The sequence below is a fragment of the Yokenella regensburgei genome, assembly GCF_051486985.1.
Lineage (GTDB): Bacteria > Pseudomonadota > Gammaproteobacteria > Enterobacterales > Enterobacteriaceae > CBFFRJ01.
This window is the reverse complement of the sequence record NZ_JAHVDV010000024.1, coordinates 1-23,871: the sequence shown is the minus strand read 5'-3', so window position 1 is coordinate 23,871 and position 23,871 is coordinate 1. Positions and strand designations below refer to the sequence as shown.

General features: G+C 54.6%; 22 protein-coding genes. 9 read left to right on the top strand and 13 right to left on the bottom strand.

Annotated elements, in window-relative coordinates; genetic code table 11:
* Positions 1–125 precede the first annotated feature (125 nt).
* The 4 genes from KXR87_RS16375 to KXR87_RS16360 all read right to left on the bottom strand — a co-directional run bounded on the left by KXR87_RS16375 (position 126) and on the right by KXR87_RS16360 (position 5,254).
* A complete protein-coding gene (locus tag KXR87_RS16375; RefSeq protein ID WP_437433279.1) occupies positions 126–1,760 on the bottom strand; it encodes a sulfatase-like hydrolase/transferase in 1,635 nt (544 codons plus the stop codon).
* Positions 1,761–1,778: 18 nt separating this feature from the next.
* A complete protein-coding gene (locus KXR87_RS16370; protein WP_437433278.1) occupies positions 1,779–2,750 on the bottom strand; it encodes a glycosyltransferase in 972 nt (323 codons plus the stop codon).
* A gap of 9 nt (positions 2,751–2,759) precedes the next feature.
* Complete coding sequence (locus KXR87_RS16365; protein WP_437433277.1) at positions 2,760–3,743, bottom strand: glycosyltransferase; 984 nt, start codon at positions 3,741–3,743, stop codon at positions 2,760–2,762.
* A gap of 140 nt (positions 3,744–3,883) precedes the next feature.
* On the bottom strand, positions 3,884–5,254 hold the full coding sequence (locus KXR87_RS16360) for an O-antigen ligase family protein (RefSeq protein WP_437433276.1): 1,371 nt from the start codon (positions 5,252–5,254) through the stop codon (positions 3,884–3,886).
* A gap of 239 nt (positions 5,255–5,493) precedes the next feature.
* Here KXR87_RS16360 and KXR87_RS16355 point away from each other — a divergent pair, with 239 nt between their 5' ends.
* Entirely contained in the window at positions 5,494–6,597 is a 1,104-nt protein-coding gene (locus tag KXR87_RS16355; RefSeq protein ID WP_437433275.1) for a glycosyltransferase family 4 protein, read from the top strand.
* On the opposite strand, the gene KXR87_RS16350 is transcribed toward KXR87_RS16355, so the two are convergent.
* The 5 genes from KXR87_RS16350 to rfaD all read right to left on the bottom strand — a co-directional run bounded on the left by KXR87_RS16350 (position 6,576) and on the right by rfaD (position 11,873).
* Entirely contained in the window at positions 6,576–7,685 is a 1,110-nt protein-coding gene (locus KXR87_RS16350; RefSeq protein ID WP_437433274.1) for a glycosyltransferase family 4 protein, read from the bottom strand. The genes KXR87_RS16355 and KXR87_RS16350 overlap by 22 nt on opposite strands.
* The gene (rfaQ, locus tag KXR87_RS16345; protein ID WP_437433273.1) at positions 7,682–8,785 is read right to left on the bottom strand and encodes a putative lipopolysaccharide heptosyltransferase III; all 1,104 of its coding nucleotides are present in this window, start codon (positions 8,783–8,785) and stop codon (positions 7,682–7,684) included. The genes KXR87_RS16350 and rfaQ overlap by 4 nt, the downstream gene beginning before the upstream one ends.
* Positions 8,778–9,761, bottom strand: a complete 984-nt coding sequence (rfaC, locus tag KXR87_RS16340) for a lipopolysaccharide heptosyltransferase RfaC (RefSeq protein ID WP_437433272.1) — start codon at positions 9,759–9,761, stop codon at positions 8,778–8,780. Before rfaC ends, rfaQ begins: the two co-directional genes overlap by 8 nt.
* A 3-nt stretch (positions 9,762–9,764) precedes the next feature.
* Positions 9,765–10,811: an ADP-heptose--LPS heptosyltransferase RfaF gene (gene rfaF / locus KXR87_RS16335; RefSeq protein WP_437433271.1), complete on the bottom strand. Its 1,047-nt coding sequence runs from the start codon at positions 10,809–10,811 to the stop codon at positions 9,765–9,767.
* Between the two features lie 117 nt (positions 10,812–10,928).
* Complete coding sequence (gene rfaD / locus KXR87_RS16330; RefSeq protein WP_437433270.1) at positions 10,929–11,873, bottom strand: ADP-glyceromanno-heptose 6-epimerase; 945 nt, start codon at positions 11,871–11,873, stop codon at positions 10,929–10,931.
* A gap of 216 nt (positions 11,874–12,089) precedes the next feature.
* Here rfaD and kbl point away from each other — a divergent pair, with 216 nt between their 5' ends.
* The 3 genes from kbl (at position 12,090) to KXR87_RS16315 (ending at position 15,266) form a co-directional block, all read left to right on the top strand.
* On the top strand, positions 12,090–13,286 hold the full coding sequence (kbl, locus tag KXR87_RS16325; RefSeq protein WP_437433269.1) for a glycine C-acetyltransferase: 1,197 nt from the start codon (positions 12,090–12,092) through the stop codon (positions 13,284–13,286).
* A gap of 9 nt (positions 13,287–13,295) precedes the next feature.
* Entirely contained in the window at positions 13,296–14,321 is a 1,026-nt protein-coding gene (gene tdh / locus KXR87_RS16320) for an L-threonine 3-dehydrogenase (RefSeq protein WP_437433268.1), read from the top strand.
* Positions 14,322–14,468: 147 nt separating this feature from the next.
* Positions 14,469–15,266 carry a glycosyltransferase family 2 protein gene (locus KXR87_RS16315; protein ID WP_437433267.1) on the top strand — a complete coding sequence of 266 codons (798 nt, stop codon included), beginning with the start codon at positions 14,469–14,471 and terminating at the stop codon, positions 15,264–15,266.
* On the opposite strand, the gene KXR87_RS16310 is transcribed toward KXR87_RS16315, so the two are convergent.
* The 3 genes from KXR87_RS16310 to gpmM are packed head-to-tail and all read right to left on the bottom strand — an operon-like array spanning position 15,263 to position 19,027.
* On the bottom strand, positions 15,263–16,201 hold the full coding sequence (locus tag KXR87_RS16310; protein WP_437433266.1) for a divergent polysaccharide deacetylase family protein: 939 nt from the start codon (positions 16,199–16,201) through the stop codon (positions 15,263–15,265). The two genes, KXR87_RS16315 and KXR87_RS16310, sit on opposite strands and share 4 nt — an antisense overlap.
* A gap of 3 nt (positions 16,202–16,204) precedes the next feature.
* Entirely contained in the window at positions 16,205–17,470 is a 1,266-nt protein-coding gene (gene envC, locus KXR87_RS16305; RefSeq protein ID WP_437433265.1) for a murein hydrolase activator EnvC, read from the bottom strand.
* A gap of 9 nt (positions 17,471–17,479) precedes the next feature.
* A complete protein-coding gene (gene gpmM, locus KXR87_RS16300; protein ID WP_437433264.1) occupies positions 17,480–19,027 on the bottom strand; it encodes a 2,3-bisphosphoglycerate-independent phosphoglycerate mutase in 1,548 nt (515 codons plus the stop codon).
* A gap of 245 nt (positions 19,028–19,272) precedes the next feature.
* On the opposite strand from gpmM, the gene KXR87_RS16295 reads away from it, so the two are divergent.
* From KXR87_RS16295 to cysE, 5 genes are all read left to right on the top strand, one after another.
* A complete protein-coding gene (locus KXR87_RS16295) occupies positions 19,273–19,704 on the top strand; it encodes a rhodanese-like domain-containing protein (protein ID WP_437433263.1) in 432 nt (143 codons plus the stop codon).
* A 17-nt stretch (positions 19,705–19,721) separates the two neighbouring features.
* Entirely contained in the window at positions 19,722–19,973 is a 252-nt protein-coding gene (gene grxC, locus KXR87_RS16290; RefSeq protein ID WP_437433262.1) for a glutaredoxin 3, read from the top strand.
* A gap of 90 nt (positions 19,974–20,063) precedes the next feature.
* A complete protein-coding gene (gene secB, locus KXR87_RS16285) occupies positions 20,064–20,531 on the top strand; it encodes a protein-export chaperone SecB (RefSeq protein WP_437433261.1) in 468 nt (155 codons plus the stop codon).
* Positions 20,531–21,550, top strand: a complete 1,020-nt coding sequence (gene gpsA, locus KXR87_RS16280) for an NAD(P)H-dependent glycerol-3-phosphate dehydrogenase (protein WP_437433260.1) — start codon at positions 20,531–20,533, stop codon at positions 21,548–21,550. The genes secB and gpsA overlap by 1 nt, the downstream gene beginning before the upstream one ends.
* A 165-nt stretch (positions 21,551–21,715) precedes the next feature.
* Positions 21,716–22,537: a serine O-acetyltransferase gene (gene cysE, locus KXR87_RS16275; RefSeq protein WP_437433259.1), complete on the top strand. Its 822-nt coding sequence runs from the start codon at positions 21,716–21,718 to the stop codon at positions 22,535–22,537.
* 84 nt (positions 22,538–22,621) lie between these two features.
* Here the strand turns inward: cysE and trmL are convergent, their stop codons facing one another.
* Positions 22,622–23,095, bottom strand: a complete 474-nt coding sequence (gene trmL / locus KXR87_RS16270; protein ID WP_437433258.1) for a tRNA (uridine(34)/cytosine(34)/5-carboxymethylaminomethyluridine(34)-2'-O)-methyltransferase TrmL — start codon at positions 23,093–23,095, stop codon at positions 22,622–22,624.
* Positions 23,096–23,871: the final 776 nt, after the last annotated feature.

The window sequence follows — 23,871 nt, the reverse complement described above, 5'->3', positions numbered from 1 at the left end:
CGGGCAAATTCTAAGCATTTAGGCCGCTTAAAGCTATATGTTTGGCGCTATTAGCGGATGCGTTTAGTCAGGATCTGTTCGTTTCAGAAAAAACGGGCAAGGGTTTGCCCGTTTCACGGTAGAAATTAGCGCTCTGCTGCCGGTAAGGCGTTCAGATGATAGGTAATACGTTCAGAAAGGCCGCGAATATCGCCGCCGGTAATGAAATAGCTGTCATCTTTCAGATTGGGATTTTTGACATCATAGCCGAGCATCTTGTTGATAAGCGTTGCCAGCTGGAAATGGTTCAGCGGAAGCTGGGCACTGATTTTCCCCATCGCATACGCCGGATCGTTACTGAAGTAGAGGAAGGGGACCTGCGCAATGGGCATTTCAACCACGGAATGGCCGAATAACCCACCGTCACCCACTCGCTCACCGTGGTCTGAGGTGATGAACACCAGCACCGGCAGTTTGGATTTTGCCATAGCCGTACGGATAGCGGAGGCCAGCTCTTTGTCGTAAAGGCGAATCGCATCGTCATACTCATTTTTCTTCTGCGCCACATCATCGCTCAGCGCCGGCGTGGAGAATTTTGCGAAGCCTTCCGGAATATTGCGGTCATAAGGAATATGGGGAGCACGGCTGTTGAGCACCATCAGGAACGGCTTATTCCAGTCCAGATTCGCATGCTCAACGGAGGGCGTCAGGACAACATCAGCGCCCGTTTCCGGTGCGGGTCGGATCTGGGTATCTTCCCACAAATCAATATCATGAATACCGATCCAGTTGCTCAGCCCTTCCAGTCCCTGCGCCGAGATAAAGGCGGTCTGGTAGCCCTGTTTCTTCGCATTGGCAAAGATATTGGTCGCCTTTGATTTGTAGGCAGCGTAGTTATCCGGCTCGCGTAAGTTGTTCACCAGCATCGGAATGGCGACGCGCGTGGAGACAGCATTGGAAACAATCAGTCGGCCGGTGCCGTGATATTGCTCCAGCAGCGCTTTTAACTCCGGCGTGGTATCACGCGAATAACCCAGCGCGCTGACGTGGTGCGGGTTCACGCTTTCACCGATAGCCAGGATAATAGAGTACTTGCCTGATACCACACCCGCGGCGGGCGAAACCTGATAGGGGTCATAGTGCGCCAGGGTCTGGTTTTCACCTGAAATAGCTTCCGGGATAAGGCGCACACTACTGAAACTCATGGCGGCCAGACCATTGCGTAAAAGCGAATGGCGCAGATCGGGGTTGAATTTGTACATCTGCCCGTCAATGGCTTTATAGAACTGGCCGCCGAACATGATGAGGATAATCAGCAGGCACGGCATGGTTTGCCACTTTCCCCAGGCGGGAGCCATGCGACGGGAGAAGACGAGGGCAAACACCATCGCCACCACCATGATTGCAATGTAAATGCCCAGTGAGCCGAGACTGTCGGTGATACCACTGGCAATGTCTTTGGTCTCGACAAAGGCAAGCCACACTTCACTTGGTCCATAAAACTGACCATAGAACTGATAGTAAATCGCTTCGGAAATCTGCGTAAAGAAGGTCACAGCCAGTAGCAGGCGCGTCAGGAAGTGGCGTGCGCTGACCGCTGCCAGCAGGGAAATCAACACATAGAGCGCGATATCGTCCGCTTTGGGTTGATAAACGTGGTCTTTGAGTAAAATCAGAATTTCAGAGAACGAAAAAAGCACGATAAAAACAAGCGTCAAGACGACGGTGCGCGCCAGCTTACTCCCTGACGAGCGGGTTGACTGTATAGATATTGTGGACATTAGGGTACTCGATATGCCTTAGAATTTTTTAGTCAGCGGACGGATAGCTTTACCGAAGCCAAAGCGCAGGGCGCGGGCAAACGTTGAGCGGTTATGTAACCCTTTCTCCTGGATATCGGAAAAAAGGCGATACCAGCGGGCAGCCACTGCTTCACGGGAGTAAACCTGCAGCCGTTTTTCACCCTGTGCGCGCATCTGGCGATACAGCTCCGGGTTATTTTTCAGCTTCATGATGGCCTCGAACGCTTCATCAGGCGTCTTAGCAATCAGGTAGTCCAGCTCGCTTTCACGAATGGCGCGATAGGACGGTTCGTCGTCGCAAATCATCACCGTTTTACCCAGCCAGTTATTAATTAACTTACTCGCCGGTTTACGTGCCAGTTTGTGGTCGTGTGATTTGCGGAAACTGATGCAGATATCCACGTCCTGGTAGTTGGTCCAGTTATCAAAAGAGATACGCAGCGTGATCCCCTGTTCCGCAAGACGTTGCCTGAAGGCTTCACTACTAAACTGCTCCGGGAAGCTGTCCACGCGGCCAAAGAACGCGACGGTTTTGATCGTTTCGTCGGTACGTTCACGCGGTTTTACCCCCGGCTGCGGCCAGTTTGGAATGAAAATGCGCCCTGGAATCGCTGCCACTTCAGGGTTTTGCTCTACCACATAATCCGCGCCAATGACGGGAGGACGGTCTGCACGCGCAACGACAGTGACGCCCACCCAGGGTTTGACCCGTGACCCGTAATGGTCGTTGTGCATCAAATTTATGGCGTCAGGGCGGCATTCAGTACCCCAGGAACAGTCAATCTGGCCGTTGTAGTAATAGTTCAGGCTGAGCATGGTCTGAAAGGTCCATACACCGCGTCCGCCGCAATAAAAACGATGCGGAATATCATTGGGATTAATAGCCTGATCAATCAATTCTTGAAAGTCGGAAAAATGCGCTTCAATAAAATCGGATCGGGAAACAACGTGTAATTTCATCCTGCTCATATAGCCACTTTATTTCACAAGTTTTTTAAGACGGAAGTAACGACGCCCCAGACGCCAGCGCTGCCGTAAACCGCGCGCATTATTCCAGATCATTGACCAGATGCCGCGGTCAAAAAGTTCGCGCGTAATTTCGCGCTTTTTGGACAAATCTTCAATGTTATTGATGCTATGCAGGATGCCAAGCCCCTCTTTGGCGATTTGCCAGTGGCAGGCGGGCACGCGTTTCACCTGCTCCGGGTAGCGTTTGTTGATGGCGTCCAGCATCTCCAGGATTTTCATGTAATGTCGCGAGGAGCGCATCCGCGTGTCATCTGTGCCCGGCGTATGTGAGACGGAAGCAGAGTGGATCAGATAGTCATAAAAGACCTCATCGACATACTGGACGCGCTTTGCGGTCAGCAGCACCTCAGTAGTCCAGGGTATGTCCTGATGACGCAGACCCTGCTCGAACGTGAAGCCCTGCGCCTTAATAAACGCATGGCGGTAGATGTTCAGCCAGGTAACATGCAGGAATTTGCGAGAGGTCAGGGCCATCTGTAGCCAGGTCGGGCCATCCAGCACGCCGGTGGAGGCAAGCTTATCTGAGGGGAAGATTTTCTTCGACGGGCGACCATCATCATAGACATAGTTGCCGTTACAGGTAGCGACGTCCAGTTGCCCGGCGATGGCAATATCCAGCAGGCGCTGATACATGCCAGGATAGATAACATCATCAATATCGGGAAACGCGACATACTCTCCCCGGGCGACCGCCAGACCGGTATTTCGCGCAGCAGAAACGCCACCGTTGGCCTGATCGATAACCTGGACGTTTTCAAACTCGCTGGCATAACGTGAGATGATGTGGGCAGAATTATCGGTTGAACCATCATTAACAACGATAAGTTCCAGGCTGTTCAGGTTTTGACTTTTAATACTGTCAAAAAAAGCGCTCAAAAAATTTTCGCCATTATAGACGGCAATCACGAGGCTTAATTGCGGCGTTCCAGACATGCTTTCTCCGTATTGAGGCGGGGCGATGCAGCGATCGCTCAACGCTCGCTTTACCCTGCGGTGGTTATTCGACAGCGCAGCGCGTAAAGGGTTCTTCAAAGATAAAATGCGCCAGCGTCGTTGCGCTGGCGCATCAGAAATCAGGCAGGGGTATTATGACTCTTCGGGGGGCGTAGTGAACACATTCCGATGAGTAGTCCCGTCAGCAGCATATATTGCTCCAGATAGTGGTCTTTTAAATTGTGATCGACCATGGTTCTGGAGAAAAAGCCAACGGTAAACAGCAATAAGAACATGCCTGTCATGGTATTACCCCGGCGGAATTCCTGCCAGCCAATGCGCCAGCATCCGACGAGCAGAATCAGCCAGCCTGCAATACCCGCAACACCGTTCTGAATACCAAACTCGATCAGACCGTAGTGGCTATGCGGAATATTGATTCGCTTATCCTGAGTATCGCGCTGCAGCACATACTGGAAGGCCTCTTTGCGAGGGCCAATGCCCGCAGGATGCTCACCTACCAGCTTCCATCCCTGATGGAAGAAGCTGGCCCTGCAGCCGTTGGAATGGTTCATGGGGTTCCCCATGTCATTGATCGGCTCAATGCCATCCGTTTTGTTGTAGCAAAAACTGGTGAAGGGGGCGTTCCAGCCCGCGATCGCATCACTCTCCAGGCCCTGCCAGCGTGGATCGGTTTTCCAGGAGGCGTAACCCAACAGCATGGAAGCCATCACAATCGCTGCCAGAATCCCGCCGGTTACAAAAACACGGCTGCGGCGCATACTGTGCAGGCTCAACAAAATGAAGGTTGAGAACAGGCTACCCACCAGCCCGATGGTGCCCCAGCGGGTATCGACCAGTGCCGTACAGAGCAGATTGCTCAGCAAAATCAAAGAGAGAACGGGAGTATTAAGACGTAAGAAGCGTTGATGCAGCAGACCGCGCGCCAGAAGCTCCGCCAGAATAAATCCGGTTATCATATTGATCTGGAAGCTCATGCGGGTGCGGTTAAAGACGATACGGGTTTCACCCCAGTGAATCACCCCATCACGCCAGTAGAGCCACAGCGTGTCCAGCAGGTGGACGCAAATCACGCCCCAAAAGAACAAAATCACCAGCGTGAAAAATTTCGCCGCCGAGAAGGTCGGGAAACGGGTCTGGATAGCAGGAAGGATCACCAGACCTGCGCAAAACAGTAAGACCGGGCGAACCCATTGACCGTTCCAGGTCGACACCATCTCTTTGATATCGGGCGCGACGAAAAAGCCATTAATCAACAAGAAGAAAGTTAATACCCAGATCGTAATAAGGACGAACTTGATTTTATTTAAGTCGAGACTTTTTTTAGCTGACGGTGAACTAAAGAAAAGACCCAGGGAGACCAGTATTACGGGGTAAATGAAGCCATTACGATGAAAGGGAAGTTGGTCATTGGGAATAGGCCAGACGAAACATAATGCCAACACACCAAAGACTAAAAGACTCGTCAGAATACTACGAATACTTATCATATTTTTTTGACAGGTTAAGGAAATGGGCATCTTTACCAGTTGCTTAGCAAAGCTTTCAGAAATTCCACGTTTAAGCGGGAATTAAAAGACAGTGGAAATTAACATAGAAGCGTAACTGACAGAAGGCCAATGTTTGTAAGCAAGATTAATCTGCAACCGATTTAGCCAACGGGTACTTACGTCCTCTTGGCAAAGTATATACTACGCGAATCAGGCCGTTAGCTCACAACAGGAAAAATATGCATATCGTTCACACAGAAGCCGATGGTGGCAAGGGCGGGCAGCCATTACGCATTATCAATGAATCCGTCGGGTTGATTCAGCGCGGCCATCAGGTAACCCTGCTTTGCCCGGAGAGTGCGCCGCTCCATGCACTGGCACGCGAGGCGGGACTCAATGTGGTAACGATGCCGCTTAAGCGTAAAAACCTCAAAAACTTACAGGCGCTTCGTCGCTGGCTTAGTGAAAATCGGGCGACGATTGATGTCATAAATAGTCACAATTCTGCCGATACCTGGCTGGTGGCCCTGGCCAATCTCACGCTCGGCACGCCCGTACCCCTGGTGCGGACGCGCCATGCGTCGGGTGTCCCGCGCAATAACTGGACCACGCGCTGGCTGTTTCGCAAAGCCTGTGCGCATATCGTGACCACGGGAGAAGCGTTACGCCAGCAGATGGCGGATATCGGTGTGCCGATGGCGCAAAGCACGTCGGTGCCAAGCGGCGTCGACACTGGCCGCTTTCATCCTGCCGACAAGCAGGCGGCCAGAGCCCGTTGCGGCCTCAGCCAGCATGATTTTCTGCTCGGCGTCGTTTCACATTTACGGCCCAATAAAGGGCACAGCGTGCTGCTGCGGGCGTTAGCCCGGATTGAACACCCTGAGGTGAAGCTGGTTATCGTCGGTGAAGGGACGTACAAAGCCACGCTGGAGCAGCAGGTCATCGAACTGGGGTTACAGGAGCGTGTCATCATGACGGGGCACCGTAGCGATCCGGAGTCTTTTTTCCCGGCGTTCGATATTGCGCTGAGTCCCTCGCATGATATGGAAGGCCTGCCGCAGGGCGTATTACAGTCGCTGGCTTCACGTATCGCCACTATCGCGACGGACGCAGGGGGAACAGGGGACGCGGTCATTAACGGTAAGACCGGGCTGCTGATTGGCCAGCGCGACGAGACAGCGCTGTACAATGCCATTATGACGCTATACCGCGACGCTCATTTACGTGAGAAGCTGGCGCAACAGGGGTATGAGTACCTGTGCGCCCACTTCACGCGTGAATGTATGCTTACGGCAATGGAGAAGGTCTTTACCGATGCTGCTCAGCGCAGCAGATCACGATAAAGCGCCTGTAGCTCTTCTGCCATTCTCTCCAGGGTATAAGGTTCGGCAGTCGCACGGGCGGCTGTCGCATAATCCTCCCCTTTTTTCATGCCGTCGAGCCACGCGGCTATCGCCTTCTGATAGCCTTTACTGTCGAGCGCATCGCATACCCAGCCGTTCACACCTTCTTCAATCCACTCTGCGGCACCGCAGCCGTGGCTGGTGAACAGCGGGAGTCCACAGGCCAGTGCTTCGACGCAGACGTTCGGGAAGGGATCGTAGAGTGTGGGCAGAATTAACGCGTCCGCAGAACCGTAGACTTCACGCACATCGGCCACCGGCCCCAGAAAACGCACGCGGGATGCCACGCCCAGAGTCTGGGCCAGCTTTTCAAACTTGCGCGCATGTTTGTCGCGCCCGGCCACCAGCAGCCAGACATCATTATGCGCAGCTATCGCCTTCAGCGCCGTCGCCACCCCTTTGCGACTAAAGCCCGACCCGACGTACGCCAGGACCGGTGCATCAGTCGGGATGCCCAGCGCGTCACGCTGTGATCGGCTTTTCACCCTCGGATGGAAGTGGGCCGTATCGACCCCGTTATAGATGACGGTGAGCTTATCGTCCGGCAGGGCAAAGCGGCGGGCGATGTCATCACGCACCATTTTTGAATTACAGATAACCCTGCGCAGCGCCGGGTGCGTAAACATCGTCGTTTCAGCCTGCAGAATATAACGGTGATACTTACTGAAAGACTGCGCCCAGCGCGCCAGCGGTGACTGGATGCGACCATACTGCTCAAGCCAGGTGGCATGCACGCCATCGCCCGCACGAAAGAGGGTGGCACCCGGAATACGCTCATGGCTCTGAACAATGTCGAAGCGGGCAAACTGCGCCGCAGCCGCGTCAGCAAAACCGGCCTCCCGGCTCAGGCGATTACGAAACGGGGGGTTGACGGTTAAGGTTTGCCAGCCTGCGGCATCCTCCCACTGACGGGCGATAAGCGTGACGTCCAGTGAGGTCGTGCGCGCGAGCACGTTCAGGGCACGGGAGACAAAGCGTTCCGCGCCGCCATTGGGGTTGTAGGTTTGTCGGACAATCGCCAGCTTCATGCAGGGTATTCCAGCAGCAGAGTATCGATGGCGCTCAGCACCTGTTGCGGGGTGATGGCGGTAATACAGTCAGAGACACCGCTGTCACCACAGCCCGCTTTGCCACAGGGCTGGCAGGTAAATCCGGCGGTAATCACCCGATAATTCACCCCCCACGGTGCCCATTTAATGGCCCCGGTCGGACCAAAGATTGCCACGGTCGGGGTACCCACGGCGCTGGCGAGGTGCATCGGCATCGAGTCGACACCAAAGTAGATCCGGGCATGTTTCATCAGCGCACCCAGCTCTTTCAGATTCAGCTGACCGCTTAAATCGAATACCGGCTGCGTGAGCGCCGCCCGTAGCGCATCCATGTATTCCGTCTCGTCTTTTGATGGCGCGGCGGAAAGGATAATCGGCAGGCCACGGGCCGCAAGGTTATCAATGGTCGCGGCGAGGGCATCGATTTGCCAGGCCTTAAACATCCAGCGGGAGGTGGGGTGCACCAGAATGTAGGACTTACTGCTGAGGCCAAAACCGGCCAGCTTCTCTGCAATCACCGCTTCAGCGGCTTCACCCGGCACAAAGAGGGTGTGTTTATCTTCCGCCGTCTGTGGGTGAATACCAATGCGACGCAGTGCATCCAGGTTCACCTCTACCATATGACGGCTGTTGTCCTGAATTGCCGGGTAAAGCGTCGTAAACGATTTAACCCAGCGGCGACGCGCCAGGCCACCACGTTTATCCGGCTTAAAGCCGACGGAGACGCGCGGTTTCAGACGTCGGGCAAGGCGTGCACCATGCCAGTGCTCGGTCAGATTGATCAGCACGTCGTAGTGGCGTGATTTGAGTTTTTTCAGCAGCGCACGATAGAGGCGAAGCTGTTCAAACCACCCTTTTTTGCGCCAGTTACGGCCGATGGTATGCACCTGATCGATGTACGGATGGCTGGTGAGCATCGCCTGAGTATCGTCATAGACCAGCGCGTCGACTTCGACATCCGGCCAGTTTTTTTTCAGCACGGTAAAAACCGGCGAGGTGAGCAGGACATCCCCGTGGTGGCGTAGCTTAACGATCAGCACACGCTTTGGTGGGCGTTCCGGCGTAAAAAAATCAGACATAGTCACTCTCTGCTTTCAGCAAAGGCTGTAATTGTGCAAAAACCGCCGTGGCGTCAAGGTCACTTAATTGCGATGACTGTTGCGGGCGGCAGATATATTGATTTTTTCCATAGCCGCCGATAAGTCCGGGGTCCGTGGGGCCGTAAAGGGTAATGTTCGGACGATCCAGGGCGGCGGTCAGGTGACTCAGTCCGGTGTCGACAGAGACCACGCAGCGGGCACCGGCGAGCACCTGCGCCACGCGCTCAAGGCTCATGCGCGGCAGTACCTCCACAAAATCATAGCCTTCGGCCAGCCGTTTCGCGCGGGCCTCCTCGTGCGGTGCGCCCCACGGCAGTTTGATCTGCAGGCCGCTGTTTGCCAGCAGGCCAATCAGGTCACGCCAGTGGTTTTCCGGCCAGTGTTTGTCGTCGCGGGTGGTGGCATGTAAAAACACGGCGTAGGGCGTGTCATGACTGCGGCTGCCGGGGAAATGACGAGCAATAGCGTAATCACCCTCGGTCTTCGGCTTCGCATACCCCAGGCTTTTCGCAAACAGTTCACGGGTGCGTTCCACCGCGTGCTGTTGCTTGGCAATCGAATGGCGACGGTTGTAGAACAGGCTTGCCAGCGGTTCGCGTGCGCTCTGCCAGTCCATACCATGTTTTATGCCATGTGCGAGGCGGGTGACCAGCGCCGCGCTCTTTACCAGTCCCTGGGCGTCGATGATGGCGTCATACTGCTCTGCCTGGACGGCATGACGAAACGCCCGTCGCTCCGCCTTTACCGCTGGGGAGAACCAGGCTTTGCGCCAGCGTCGGATAGCCACCGGGATCACCCGTTCAACATTTTCATGCCAGGAGGGGATCTGGGCAAAGCCCTCTTCCACGACCCAGTCAAAACGAATGCCCGGCATGGCGCGCGCAGCGTCTGTCAGTGCCGGAAGCGTATGCAGCACATCGCCCATTGAGGAGGTTTTCACGATCAGAACCCGCATGCGTTACCCTTCTTCGTTCAACAGCAGGTCGTTCAGTTCGTTCAGTACCCGCTCCGGCGTAATGTCGATCAGGCTCTGGTGATAACCTTCTGCCGCATCGCCTTTACGGACTTTGTGGTAGCCCGTAATCAGACGAATCACCCGTGCTTTATGGGAGAGCGGGGGGGTAAAGTCCGGACTGCTCGGCCCATAGAGGGCGACCAGCGGGCGATTAAGGGCGGCAGCCACATGCATTAACCCTGAGTCATTGCTGACCACGGCCTTGCACGAGGCGATAAGAATTACCGCCTGCTCAAGCTGGGTTTCACCGGCCAGATTGCGGCACCACGCCTGCTGTTCAACGCTGAGGGAGGCGAGGATTTGATTACCCGCCTCGTGGTCTTTAGCGGAGCCGAACAGCACCACCTGAAAGCCTTCATCAATAAGCTGTTTTGCCAGTTCCGCGTAATGGTAGTGCGGCCAGCGCTTGGCCGGGCCAAATTCCGCGCCTGGGCAAAACCCTATAATCTGACGTTCTGATGAGAGCGAAAACGCAGCGCAGGTTTGCAATTTCTCGCCGTCATTGACCTGTAACTGCGGCCAGAGCAGCGGCTGGGGCAAATCGCTGGCTGAGGCCATCACTCCCTTGTCATACGCTAAGGCCACATAGCGTTCCACCATTAACGGCCAGGCCTGCTTGTCCAGTACGCGGATATCGTTGAGCAAACCGTAGCGCATTTCGCCCCGCCAGCCGGTGCGATGCGGAACCTTTGCAAAAAAGGGCACCAGGGCTGATTTAAAGGAGTTGGGCAGCACGTAAGAACGGTCATAGCCCTTATGGCGCAGGCTGTGGCCCAGCTTGCGGCGTTCGCCAATTTCCAGCGCCCCGTGGCCTAGCGGCATCGGGATAGCTTCATTCACTTCCGGCATGCGCGACAACAGCGGACGGCACCACGCGGGCGCCATCACGTCTATTGAAGCCTGGGGAAAGCGCGCCCTGAGCGTGCGATAGAGACTCTGCGACATCATCATGTCGCCCACCCATGACGGGCCAACCACCAATATTTTCATTCATTTCATCCTTCAAGCTGTCTCTGCGTTGGCGGCCTTTGTTCACCCCAGTCACACCGCATATTCTGTGCGCCCGGGGACTCACTCTGTTGCCGCCTTGATACCGCTTAAATGATTTTATGAATGGGTGCCATTATCGCGGTTCAGCCAGGCCATGTACTCGGCCACGCCTTCGGCAACGGTTTTGAACGGCTTGTCGTAGCCTGCTGCACGCAGGTTTGTCAGGTCCGCCTGGGTGAACGCCTGGTAGCGACCTTTCAGCTTGTCCGGGAACGGGATGTATTCGAGGCTGCCTTTCTGGTGGAACGCCAGCGCTGCGTCTGCCACGGCCTGGAAAGATTCCGCACGGCCGGTGCCGAGGTTGAAAATACCGGATACGCCGTTTTCCCAGAACCACAGGTTTACGGCTGCAACGTCACCCACATAGACGAAGTCACGCTTGAAGTTGTCGCTGCCTTCGAACAGTTTCGGACTCTCGTCGTTATTGAGCTGGGTATTGAGGTGGAAAGCCACGCTCGCCATGCTGCCTTTGTGACCTTCACGCGGGCCATAGACGTTGAAGTAACGGAAACCGACAACCGGAGAGTTTGCCTCCGGCAGGATCTGACGCACATATTCATCAAACAGGAACTTGGAGTAGCCGTAGACGTTCAGCGGTTTTTCATATTCACGTGATTCAATAAAGTCGCTGGTGCGGCCACCGTAGGTGGCCGCAGACGAGGCGTAGAGGAACGGAATTTCACGCTCAAGGCAATAATGAAGCACTTCTTTAGAGTACTGATAGTTGTTATCCATCATGTACTTGCCGTCCCACTCGGTGGTAGAGGAACAAGCACCCTCATGGAAAACTGCCTCGATATCGCCGAACTCTTCGCCCGCCATCACCTGGATAAGAAAATCTTCTTTATCCATATAGTCAGCGATATTCAGATCCACCAGATTGACGAACTTGGTGCCATCTTTCAGGTTGTCTACCACCAGGATGTCGGTGATGCCTTTGTCATTCAGAGCTTTAACGATGTTGCTGCCGATAAAGCCCGCGCCGCCGGTAACGATGATCATAACTGTAACCTTTGAATTGTGGAGCTCTGAGACTATCTCAGACACGAATGTCTTTAATCATACCATTTCATTGCAGACCCTACAGCCATTCGCCGCCCGACCCTCTCGTTACACGTGATTTATGCTGCAAAATCTTCATGAGATGATGCGTCATCTCGTATCAACGTATAGCTTTGGGTAATATGTTCCGAAATTTGCGCTGTCTGGAGAATTGCGATGCGTGGGGATTTTTATAAGCAGTTAACGAGCGACCTGGAGACCGCACGTGCGGAAGGGTTGTTTAAAGAAGAACGCATTATTACCTCGGCCCAGCAGGCTGATATAACCGTGGCGAATGGAAGCCACGTCATTAACTTCTGCGCTAACAACTATCTCGGGCTGGCAAATCATCCTGAGCTTATCGCAGCGGCAAAAGCGGGGATGGACAGCCACGGCTTTGGTATGGCTTCGGTGCGCTTTATTTGCGGCACTCAGGACAGCCATAAGCAGCTTGAGAAAAAGCTTGCGGATTTCCTCGGCATGGAAGATGCGATCCTCTACTCCTCCTGTTTTGATGCGAACGGCGGGCTGTTTGAAACCCTGCTGGGGGCAGAAGATGCCATTATCTCCGATGCCCTGAATCATGCTTCGATCATCGACGGCGTGCGTCTGTGTAAAGCAAAGCGCTTCCGTTACGCCAACAATGACATGCAGGAGCTGGAAGCTCGCCTGAAAGAAGCCCGTGAAGTCGGCGCACGCCATGTGCTGATCGCTACTGATGGCGTCTTCTCGATGGACGGCGTGATTGCCAACCTGAAAGGCGTCTGCGATCTCGCGGACAAGTACGATGCGCTGGTGATGGTCGACGATTCTCACGCGGTCGGCTTTGTGGGTGAAAATGGGCGTGGTTCTCATGAGTACTGCGAGGTCATGGGACGTGTAGACATCATCACCGGTACGCTGGGTAAAGCACTCGGCGGCGCATCGGGGGGTTACACTGCGGCCCGTAAAGAGGTTGTGGAGTGGTTGCGTCAGCGTTCGCGTCCGTATCTGTTCTCCAACTCTCTGGCACCAGCCATTGTTGCCGCCTCCATCAGGGTGCTGGAAATGGTGGAATCCGGGGCTGAATTGCGTGACCGCCTGTGGGCCAACGCGCGACTTTTCCGTGAAAAAATGAGCGCTGCAGGCTTCACGCTGGCGGGTGCCGATCATGCCATCATTCCGGTGATGCTGGGCGATGCCGTGGTCGCGCAGAACTTTGCCCGCGAGCTGCAAAAAGAGGGCATTTACGTGACGGGCTTCTTCTTCCCGGTCGTGCCAAAGGGTCAGGCGCGTATTCGTACCCAAATGTCGGCGGCGCATACGCCGGAACAAATTGAACGTGCGGTGGCGGCGTTTATCCGCATCGGTAAACAACTGGGCGTGATTGCCTGAGGACGTAAGATGAAAGCGCTATCCAAACTCAAAGCGGAAGAAGGCATCTGGATGAACGACGTTCCGGCACCGGAAGTCGGGCACAACGACCTGCTGATTAAAATTCGTAAAACGGCTATTTGTGGCACCGATGTACACATCTACAACTGGGATGAATGGTCGCAAAAAACCATTCCGGTCCCGATGGTGGTCGGGCACGAATACGTTGGCGAAGTGGTGGGCATTGGTCAGGAAGTAAAAGGTTTCCAGCTCGGAGACCGTGTTTCCGGCGAAGGCCACATCACCTGCGGGCACTGCCGTAACTGCCGTGCCGGGCGTACCCATTTATGCCGTAATACCGTTGGGGTTGGCGTCAACCGCCCGGGCTGCTTTGCAGAATACCTGGTTATTCCTGCGTTTAACGCCTTTAAGATCCCTGACAATATCTCTGACGAGTTAGCCTCTATCTTTGATCCCTTTGGCAACGCGGTGCATACGGCGCTCTCGTTCGACCTGGTGGGTGAAGATGTGCTGGTATCGGGCGCGGGGCCGATTGGTATCATGGCTGCGGCAGTGGCGAAACATGTCGGTGCGCGTCATGTGGTCATTACTGATGTAAATGAATACCGGCTTGAACTGGCGCGTAAAATGGGCGTCACCCGTGCGGTAAACGTAGCGGAAGAGAACCTTACGGACGTGATGGCAGAGCTTGGCATGACTGAAGGTTTTGATGTTGGACTGGAGATGTCAGGTGCGCCACCTGCGTTTCGCAGCATGCTGGATACCATGAATCACGGCGGCCGCATCGCACTGCTGGGTATCCCGCCGTCGGAGATGTCCATCGACTGGAATAAAGTCATCTTCAAGGGTCTCTTTATTAAAGGCATTTACGGGCGCGAAATGTTTGAAACCTGGTACAAGATGGCAGCGCTTATTCAGTCAGGGCTGGATTTGTCACCCATCATTACTCACCGCTTCGGAATTGATGATTTCCAGAAAGGTTTCGACGCCATGCGTTCAGGCCAGTCCGGGAAGGTCATCCTTAGCTGGGACTAAAAATAAAGGCGCCTGCGGGCGCCTTTTTACTATCTGCTTCACATTTTTAATCCTGAGCAGCAGGATAAGCACATTTTCCGTAACATTTTAAATGGATTAAACATAGAGTCTGTTGACGATTGGTTTAACTTTTAATTACGGATAATTATGTTCAAGCTTTCGGTGTGCCTGCTTACCTGCAATTCGGCTCGTTTATTACGTGAGGTGCTTCCGCCACTATTAGTGATAGCGGATGATTTCGTTGTGCTCGATTCCGGCAGTACGGACGCTACGCTGGATATTTGCCATGAATATGGTCTTACCGTGCACCATCATCCTTATTCCATGCACGGCGCGCAAATGAATCACGCTATCAGCCTGGCGGCCCATGACTGGGTACTCTGCATGGATAGTGACGAAATCCTCGATGAACAGACGCTGAATTTCATTCTCCAGCTCAAGGCGGGCGAAGAACCTTCTCCCGGACAGGCCTGGCGCCTGCCGCGTTACTGGTATGTGCTGGGTGAAGAAATACGGACGATATATCCTGTATCTTCACCGGATTTTCCGGTGCGTTTATTTAACCGGCAGCATGCCCACTTTAATCATCGCCCGGTTGATGACAAAGTCGAAGGCTTTTTGCAGTCAGCGAAAATACCAGGCCGCGTAAGGCACGATACCTTTTATTCCCTGCACGAAGTGTTCAGTAAGCTGAATAATTACACGTCCAGGTTAGTCAAATATCAAAATGTTAAACCGTCCATCAGCCGTGGAATTATTAGCGCGATTGGTGCGTTTTTTAAATGGTATTTATTTAGCGGCGCATGGCGCAGCGGTAAGGTGGGCGTGGTCACCGGGTTATACGCGACCTTTTACAGTTTCATGAAGTATTTCAAAGCCTGGTATTTACACCAGGAAGAAAAAACGGTTGTGATTAAAGAAGAGAAAAACTCCCGCGCGCTTTAGCGGCGGGAGTGACCCCATCCCTGCCACTGATTGGTAAAATATTTCATCAGCGTACTTTCACCGATGCTCTCTTTTACGACCGCAAAGAAATGGCCTGCATAGACCGGCTCCGGGGCGCGTTTAGTCGGACAGACATTCACCCCCCGGAACGGGTTACGTGGGGCTGAGGGCTGCGGCGGTTGCGCCTGATTCGGCGTTGAGTTGTCGACCTGGGGCTCGTTCAGCAGACTGCCTGCCCGCACCAGCGTGATATCCGCCGGCAGGTTAGAGATCATCTGCGAAAGGACGCGCACCGTCGAGGGGTGAGGGTGACCAATCGCAATTGCTGAACCATTGCGGCGTGCCAGCTCCACGGCGCGGGTAAACTGACGCCGGATGTCCCCTTCGTTTTGCGTATCGTCAAGAAAGACTCTGCGTTTGATGACTTTGACGCCGGTGCCGCGCGCAGCGCGCATGGCCTGACTGTTACCAATGGTCATGCTGTCAAGGAAATAGAGATCGTAACGCTCCAGCGCCTGCATTACTTTTTGCATGCCAAACAGGCTGGAGGTCATGGCGCTACCCATGTGGTTATTCAGGCCAGTGGCATAGGGCACGCTGCTCACTGCCTCGCTGATAATGCGTTCAATTTCCGCGCTGCTCATCTCCGGGCGCAGAGTATCTTTTTCCAGGGGTTGTTTACTGAGCGGCGCCATAGGCAGATGAATCAGTACTTCATGCCCTGCATTGTGCGCTTTAGTGGCCATCTCGCGGGCGTGAGGCGCATTGGGTAACACTGCGACAGAGAGAGCGGCAGGCATCGCAATCACCTGATTTTCCGTCTGCGGACGGTAGCCAAAATCATCGATTACGATAGCGAGTTTTCCGGCAAATGCCGATACGGAAAAAGCCAGCAGAGTGGCAGAAACAACAAAAATACGACGAAATTGAAGCAAAACTTATCTTCCCAACCACGGTTGTGGATTGACCGCCTGACCCTGGCGGCGAATTTCGAAATAGAGTGAAGGTCGGCCCTGACCACCACTGCTCCCGACGAGGGCTATCGGTTGACCGGCACGAACCTGAGTGCCAACGCTGACCAGCGCACTCTGGTTGTAACCGTAGAGGCTCATGTCCCCTTTCCCGTGCTCAACGACCACCACAAGACCATAACCTTGTAGCCAGTCGGCAAGGATCACGCGTCCATCAGCAACGGCTTTGACTTCGCTGCCTTCAGACGCACCGATAACAATCCCCTTCCAACGTAGCTCACCTTGCAGCTGTTCGCCATATCGGTGGAGAAGTGGACCACGCACTGGCCAGAAGGCCTGGCCGGATGGCGAGCCAAGCCCGCCGGTGCGGGACATCAGTGAACGTTCATTTTCTGTCGGTCTGTAGGTGGAGCCTTTCCGCGAAGCATCCTGCTGTTTTTGGCGCACGGCCTGCGCTTCACGGGCTTCCCGGTCAGCGCGGGCTTTGGCCGCCGCTTCTGCACGGGCGAGACGGTCACGCAGACGAGATTCGTTAGCACGAAGCTCACCCAACTGCTGTTGACCTGCCTGAATAGAGGATTCAAGGCCAGAAAGGGTTTTCTTACGTTCGTTACGCGCCTGTTCAAGCTTTGCCTGTTGGGCTTTCTGCTCATACAGCAGCGTTTGCTGTTGCGTCTGTTTCTCTTCCAGCTCGGCTTTCTGCGTGGCGACCTCTTCGCGGGTCTGTTTCAGTTGCCCGATGGTCTCCTGCCGCGACTGGTTCAGATAGCCGAAATAGGCCTGTAAACGCTGCCCGCGCTGGCTCTCTTCCCCGCTCAGAATCAACTGAATGCCGGTATGCTCACCCTGACGAAAAGCGGCATCCAGCTGAGCGGCAAGATTACGCTCCTGCGCGGCTTTCTGCTTCTCCAGCTTCGCGATGGAGGCATTCATGGCATCAATTTGCTTATTAAGCTGAGCGAGGGAGTTTTCGGTTTCTCGTAGTTCACGGGCGGCCGCAGAAATAGCCACTTCCTGCTGTTTGAGCTGCGCGAGCAGCGCCGTACGTTGCTGCTGCTGCTGGCGCACGGCGCGCTCTTTGGCAGCAATATCTGCCTGAATGGATTTTAACTGATCGCGGTCATCCGCGTGGGCAGGAAGAGCGCACAACAATACGCCAGCGCTTAATGCGCTGGCGTAAATCAGAGGCCGAACTGCACCCCATGTGATTGAATAAATCGCCTTTCCCCTCATGGGGAGCGATTATTCCACGATGAACAGCGGCTTACCAGTCATCTCTTGCGGGATTTCCATGCCCATCAGGGTCAGCATGGTCGGGGCGATGTCGGACAGTTTGCCGCCTTCTATCGCTTTTACCGACTGACCACCAACGTAAATCAGCGGGACCGGCAGGTTGGTATGAGCCGTATGCGCCTGACCCGTCGCCGGGTCGCGCATCTGCTCGGCGTTACCGTGGTCAGCGGTGATAAGCAGCTGGCCGCCAACCGATTCAACGGCTTTCGCCACCTGCTCAACGCAGTGATCCAGGGCTTCAACTGCTTTGATTGCCGCATCCATTACGCCGGTATGGCCCACCATATCGCCGTTCGGGTAGTTACAGATGATGGTGTCATATTTACCACCGGTGATTGCGCCAACCAGTTTCTCAGTCAGTTCGGCAGAGCTCATTTCCGGTTGCAGATCATAGGTCGCCACTTTCGGTGAGTTGATCAGAATGCGGTCTTCACCAGGGAAAGAGGCTTCCACACCGCCGTTGAAGAAGAAAGTCACATGCGCATATTTTTCCGTTTCGGAAATACGCAGCTGCGTTTTGTCATTTTTCGCCATCCATTCGCCGAACGTGTTGGCAAGGGAAGAGGGCGGATAAGCGCAGGCGGCTTTAATATCAGCGGCATATTCGCTGAGCATCACGAACTCGCCCAGTTTAACCACTTTTTTACGGGCAAAGCCGTCGAAGTCTGCGTTGACAAACGCACGGGTAATTTCACGCGCACGGTCAGCACGGAAGTTCATGAAAATCAGAGTGTCGCCATCTTTCATTGCGGCATCGGCCTGACCTTCGGCACGAATCACGGTGGCTTTTACAAATTCATCGTTTTCGTCACGGGCATAGGCGTTTTGCAGACCTTCCACGGCGGTGGCGGTAGTGAATTCGCCTTTTGCCAGCGTCAGCAAATCATAGGCTTGCTCTACACGATCCCAACGGTTGTCACGATCCATTGCGTAGTAACGGCCAATAACAGAAGCCACGCGGCCTTTACCGAGTTCAGCGAACTTATCTTCAAAGCGTTTTAATGAAGATTCAGCGCTACGAGGCGGGGTATCACGACCGTCGAGGAAGGCATGCAGGTAGATATTTTCCGCGCCGCGTTCGGCGGCCAGCTCAACCATCGCCATAATGTGGTCTTCATGGCTATGTACGCCACCTGCAGAGAGCAGACCCATAATGTGCACGGCTTTGCCCGCAGCCACAGCCTTATCTACCGCTCCGCTGAGTACCGGATTGCTGAAGAAAGTACGTTCTTTAATTTCAACATCCAAACGGGTCAGATCCTGATAGACAATGCGGCCTGCACCCAGGTTTACGTGGCCCACTTCAGAGTTACCCATCTGACGGTCCGGCAGACCGACTTCCAGACCGGAAGCATCAATCAGCGTATGCGGGCGAGTGGCCCAGAGCGCATCCATGACCGGGGTTTTAGCACTGAAAATAGCATTATCCTGCTGGTCTTCGCGGTAGCCATAGCCATCCAGAATCACCAGTACCATAGGTTTTTTAGAAAACGACATTGCGGGACCTCATGCTCAAAGACAAAAAAATTTGCGTAATTTTACTACAGCTGAATCGATCAAATAGCCGCAGAAGATCAAAGAAAACGACAGCGCAGGGCAAGGATTAAGCCGTCCTGGGGATTTTTTTTGATAACAGTCCGCAGAAAATGCAATCCGACACGCTCGCTGGCTGTATTTGCTACACCGCGCAGGTATACTCCTTTCCTGGTTTTTAATCACTGATTCGGGAGCTGTTACCCCCCATGCAAGAAATTATGCAGTTTGTTAGTCGCCACCCCGTTCTTTGTCTCGCCTGGATTGCGTTACTCGGGGCCGTGCTGTTCACCACGTTCAAGGGTTTTGCGTCAAAAGTGAAAGTGATCACCCGCGGTGAAGCCACCCGTCTGATTAACAAAGAAGATGCCGTTATTGTGGACCTGCGTCAGCGTGACGATTTCCGCAAAGGACATATCGCCGGTTCAGTGAATTTGCTGCCAAACGATATCAAGGCCAATAATGTAGGTGAGCTTGAGAAACACAAAAGCAAACCGGTTATCGTCGTCGATGGTTCCGGTATGCAGGCTCAGGAGCCAGCAAATGCCCTGATCAAAGCGGGTTTCGAACAGGTGTATGTGCTGAAAGAAGGCGTGGCTGGCTGGAGTGGTGAGAACCTCCCGCTGGTGCGTGGTAAGTAACATTCAGAGGAACAGTCATGGCCAATATTGAGATCTACACCAAAGCAACGTGCCCGTTCTGCCATCGCGCAAAAGCGCTGCTCGGCAGCAAAGGCGTCTCCTTCGAGGAATTGCCGATTGATGGTGACGCGGTAAAACGCGAAGAGATGATTAAACGTAGCGGCCGTACGACGGTACCCCAGATTTTCATCGATGCGCAGCACATTGGCGGCTGTGATGATTTGTATGCGCTGGACGCGCGTGGTGGGCTTGATCCCCTCTTGCGTTAATGCATACGCAAAAAGGCAGGTTGTGCCGGGCGTTAATCGGTGGCAGCCTGAAAAAAGCGTATTTAAGGACAACACTCAAGGGTTTTTAGAATGTCTGAACAAAACAACACGGAAATGACTTTCCAGATTCAACGCATCTACACTAAAGATATCTCTTTCGAAGCACCGAATGCACCACACGTGTTTCAGAAAGACTGGCAGCCGGAAGTAAAACTGGACCTGGACACCGCGTCCACGCAGTTGGCTGAAGGCGTTTATGAAGTGGTACTGCGTGTGACCGTTACCGCTGCACTGGGTGAAGAAAACGCGTTCCTGTGTGAAGTTCAGCAGGGCGGCATCTTCTCCATCGAAGGCATCGATGGTAATCAGATGGCTCACTGCCTGGGTGCGTACTGCCCGAACATTCTGTTCCCGTACGCGCGCGAGTGCATTACCAGCCTGGTCTCTCGCGGTACGTTCCCGCAACTGAACCTTGCGCCGGTCAACTTTGATGCGCTGTTTATGAACTATCTGCAGCAGCAGGCTGGCGAAGGTGCCGAACAACATCAGGATGCCTGATGAACGCACGCAATGCTGAAATGACTGTTATCGGTGCCGGCTCTTACGGCACCGCTCTTGCCATTACCCTGGCAAGAAATGGCCACCCGGTTATTCTGTGGGGCCATGACCCGAAACACATCGCGACTTTGCAGCACGATCGCTGCAATGTCGCCTTCCTGCCTGATGTGCCTTTTCCCGACACGCTTGCGCTGGAAAGCGATCTCGCTTCCGCTCTCGCCGCCAGCCGCAATATTTTAGTAGTGGTACCCAGCCATGTATTTGGCGTCGTGCTGCAACAAATTAAGCCGTTGATGCGCAGTGACGCGCGTATTGTGTGGGCCACGAAAGGACTGGAAGCGGAAACGGGTCGCCTGCTTCAGGATGTCGCGCGCGATGTACTGGGTGATGCTATCCCGCTGGCGGTGATTTCCGGGCCAACCTTCGCTAAAGAGCTGGCCGCCGGGTTACCCACGGCAATTTCCCTTGCCTCTACTGACCCGGTTTTTGCAGACGATCTCCAGCAGCTTCTGCATTGTGGCAAAAGCTTTCGTGTGTACAGCAACCCGGATTTTATCGGCGTACAGCTTGGCGGCGCGGTTAAAAACGTGATTGCCATTGGTGCGGGAATGTCAGACGGCATCGGCTTTGGTGCTAACGCCCGTACCGCGCTTATCACCCGTGGGCTGACGGAAATGTCTCGCCTCGGTGAAGCCCTGGGTGCCGATCCTGCCACCTTTATGGGTATGGCGGGGCTGGGCGATTTAGTGCTGACCTGCACCGACAACCAGTCGCGTAACCGTCGTTTCGGTATGGCGTTGGGCCAGGGCTCCGATGTACAGACCGCTCAGGACCAGATTGGTCAGGTGGTTGAAGGCTACCGCAATACCAAAGAAGTGCGCGCGCTGGCGCACCGGTTTGGCGTCGAAATGCCAATAACTGAGGAAATTTATCAGGTATTGTATTGCGGAAAAAATGCGCGCGAGGCAGCATTAACGCTATTAGGTCGCGCGCGTAAAGACGAGCGCAGCAGTCATTAGCCTCCACGTTATCCTTCACGCTGTCTCTTTATTGGCTTCGGCTGTCACCCCGGTCACTTACTGATGTAAGCGCCTGGGGTTACCCGCCGCGACGCAGCATGAATGATATTGTGTTTAGTCCGCAGTCAGTAAAACTGGCTGAATTTATTACGTCTGGAGTAAGCAATGCCGTGTGAAGAACTGGATCTGGTCTGGAACAATATTAAAGCCGAAGCCCGGGCGCTGGCGGACTGTGAGCCAATGCTGGCCAGTTTTTACCACGCAACCTTACTCAAGCATGAAAATCTGGGCAGCGCGCTGAGCTATATGCTGGCGAATAAGCTGTCGTCACCGATTATGCCTGCCATCGCTATTCGTGAAGTGGTGGAGGAAGCCTATGCGGCAGACCCGGAGATGATAGCCTCCGCCGCCTGCGATATTCAGGCCGTGCGCACCCGTGACCCGGCAGTGGACAAATACTCCACACCGCTGCTCTACCTTAAAGGCTTCCATGCGCTTCAGTCCTACCGTATCGGCCACTGGCTATGGAACGAAGGCCGTCGCGCACTGGCAATTTTCCTGCAAAATCAGGTATCGGTAACCTTTCAGGTGGATATCCATCCGGCGGCGAAAATTGGCCGCGGCATCATGCTCGACCACGCAACGGGTATCGTGGTGGGTGAAACAGCGGTGATTGAAGATGACGTATCGATTCTGCAATCCGTCACGCTCGGCGGTACCGGTAAAACCAGCGGCGACCGTCACCCGAAAATACGTGAAGGCGTAATGATTGGCGCAGGGGCAAAAATCCTCGGCAATATCGAAGTCGGGCGTGGTGCAAAAATTGGCGCAGGCTCCGTGGTATTGCAACCCGTGCCGCCGCACACTACCGCTGCAGGCGTACCGGCCCGCATCGTTGGTAAGCCAGAGTCAGACAAACCCGCGATGGATATGGATCAGCATTTCAATGGCATCAATCACGGGTTCGAATACGGCGACGGGATCTGAGTTCGGGCTATCGCACTTGCCGTTTCGGGCCTGCGCGCAGTCCGTGTTTAACCTGGCTGCGCCGATAAGGCCCGATAGTAACGGTTAGCTTCTGAGTACCGCGCCAGGGTATCCCAACTGGCGCCAGGCTTCATATACCACCACCGACACCGCGTTAGAGAGGTTCATACTGCGGCTGTCCGGCATCATCGGAATACGAATCTTCTGCTCCGGCGGTAGCGCGTCCAGGATAGTGGCGGGCAGTCCACGGGTTTCCGGGCCAAACATGAGAAAATCCCCGTCCTGATAGCTCACGGCGCTGTGCGCGGGCGTGCCTTTGGTGGTAAGAGCAAACAGCCGCTCTGGCTTTTCAGACTCAGCAAAAGTCGCGTAATCATGATGGCGCTTCACGGCGGTGAATTCATGATAATCGAGGCCGGCACGACGCAGGCGCTTATCGTCCCACGTAAAACCCATCGGTTCGATAATGTGCAAACGAAAACCGGTATTCGCGCATAAGCGAATGATATTGCCGGTATTGGGTGGAATTTCTGGTTCGAATAAGACGATGTTAAGCATGCAGCCCCCTTAATAGCGGGGGGAGCATAGCAGAAATTTCCCTGACCCTCACCCCGACCCTCTCCCTCAGGGAGAGGGGGGAAAGACCAGACCGCAGCGTTCCGTTTACCTCACATGTAAAACCGGGCGCGCTTTTCTCCCTCGCCTCTTTGAGAAGAGGGCCGGGTGAGGGGAGGAGTGGGCTGGGGAACGGTTTCAGCTTTTAAAAGAGCGGTTCCGCTTACCCCTGGTGGAACGGTTCCGTTCACCTCATGTGCTAAACCGGGCACGCTTTTCCTCCTCGCCCCTTTGGGAAGAGGGTCGGGGTGAGGGGGCGGTGGATGACTGGCCCTAAGGGTTCCGCTTACCTTCGGTGGAATCGTTCCGTTCACCTCGCATGCAAAACCGGGCACGYCTTTCCCCCTCGCCCCTTTGGGGAGAGGGTCGGGGTGAGGGGGCGGTGGGTGACTGGCCCGAAGGGTTCCGCTTACCCCTGGTGGAACGGTTCCGTTCACCTCACGTGCAAAACCGGGCACGCTTTTCCCCCTCGSCCCTTTGGGGAGAGGGTCGGGGTGAGGGGGCGGTGGGTGACTGGCCCGAAGGGTTCCGCTTACCCCTGGTGGAACGGTTCCGTTCACCTYACGTGCAAAACCGGGCACGCTTTTCCCCCTCGCCCCTTTGGGGAGAGGGCCGGGGTGAGGGGACTGTGGGTGACTGGCCCTAAGGGTTCCGCTTACCTCAGGTGGAATCGTTCCGTTCACCTCATATGCCGCACTCCCATGCAGCACCCTCCCCCG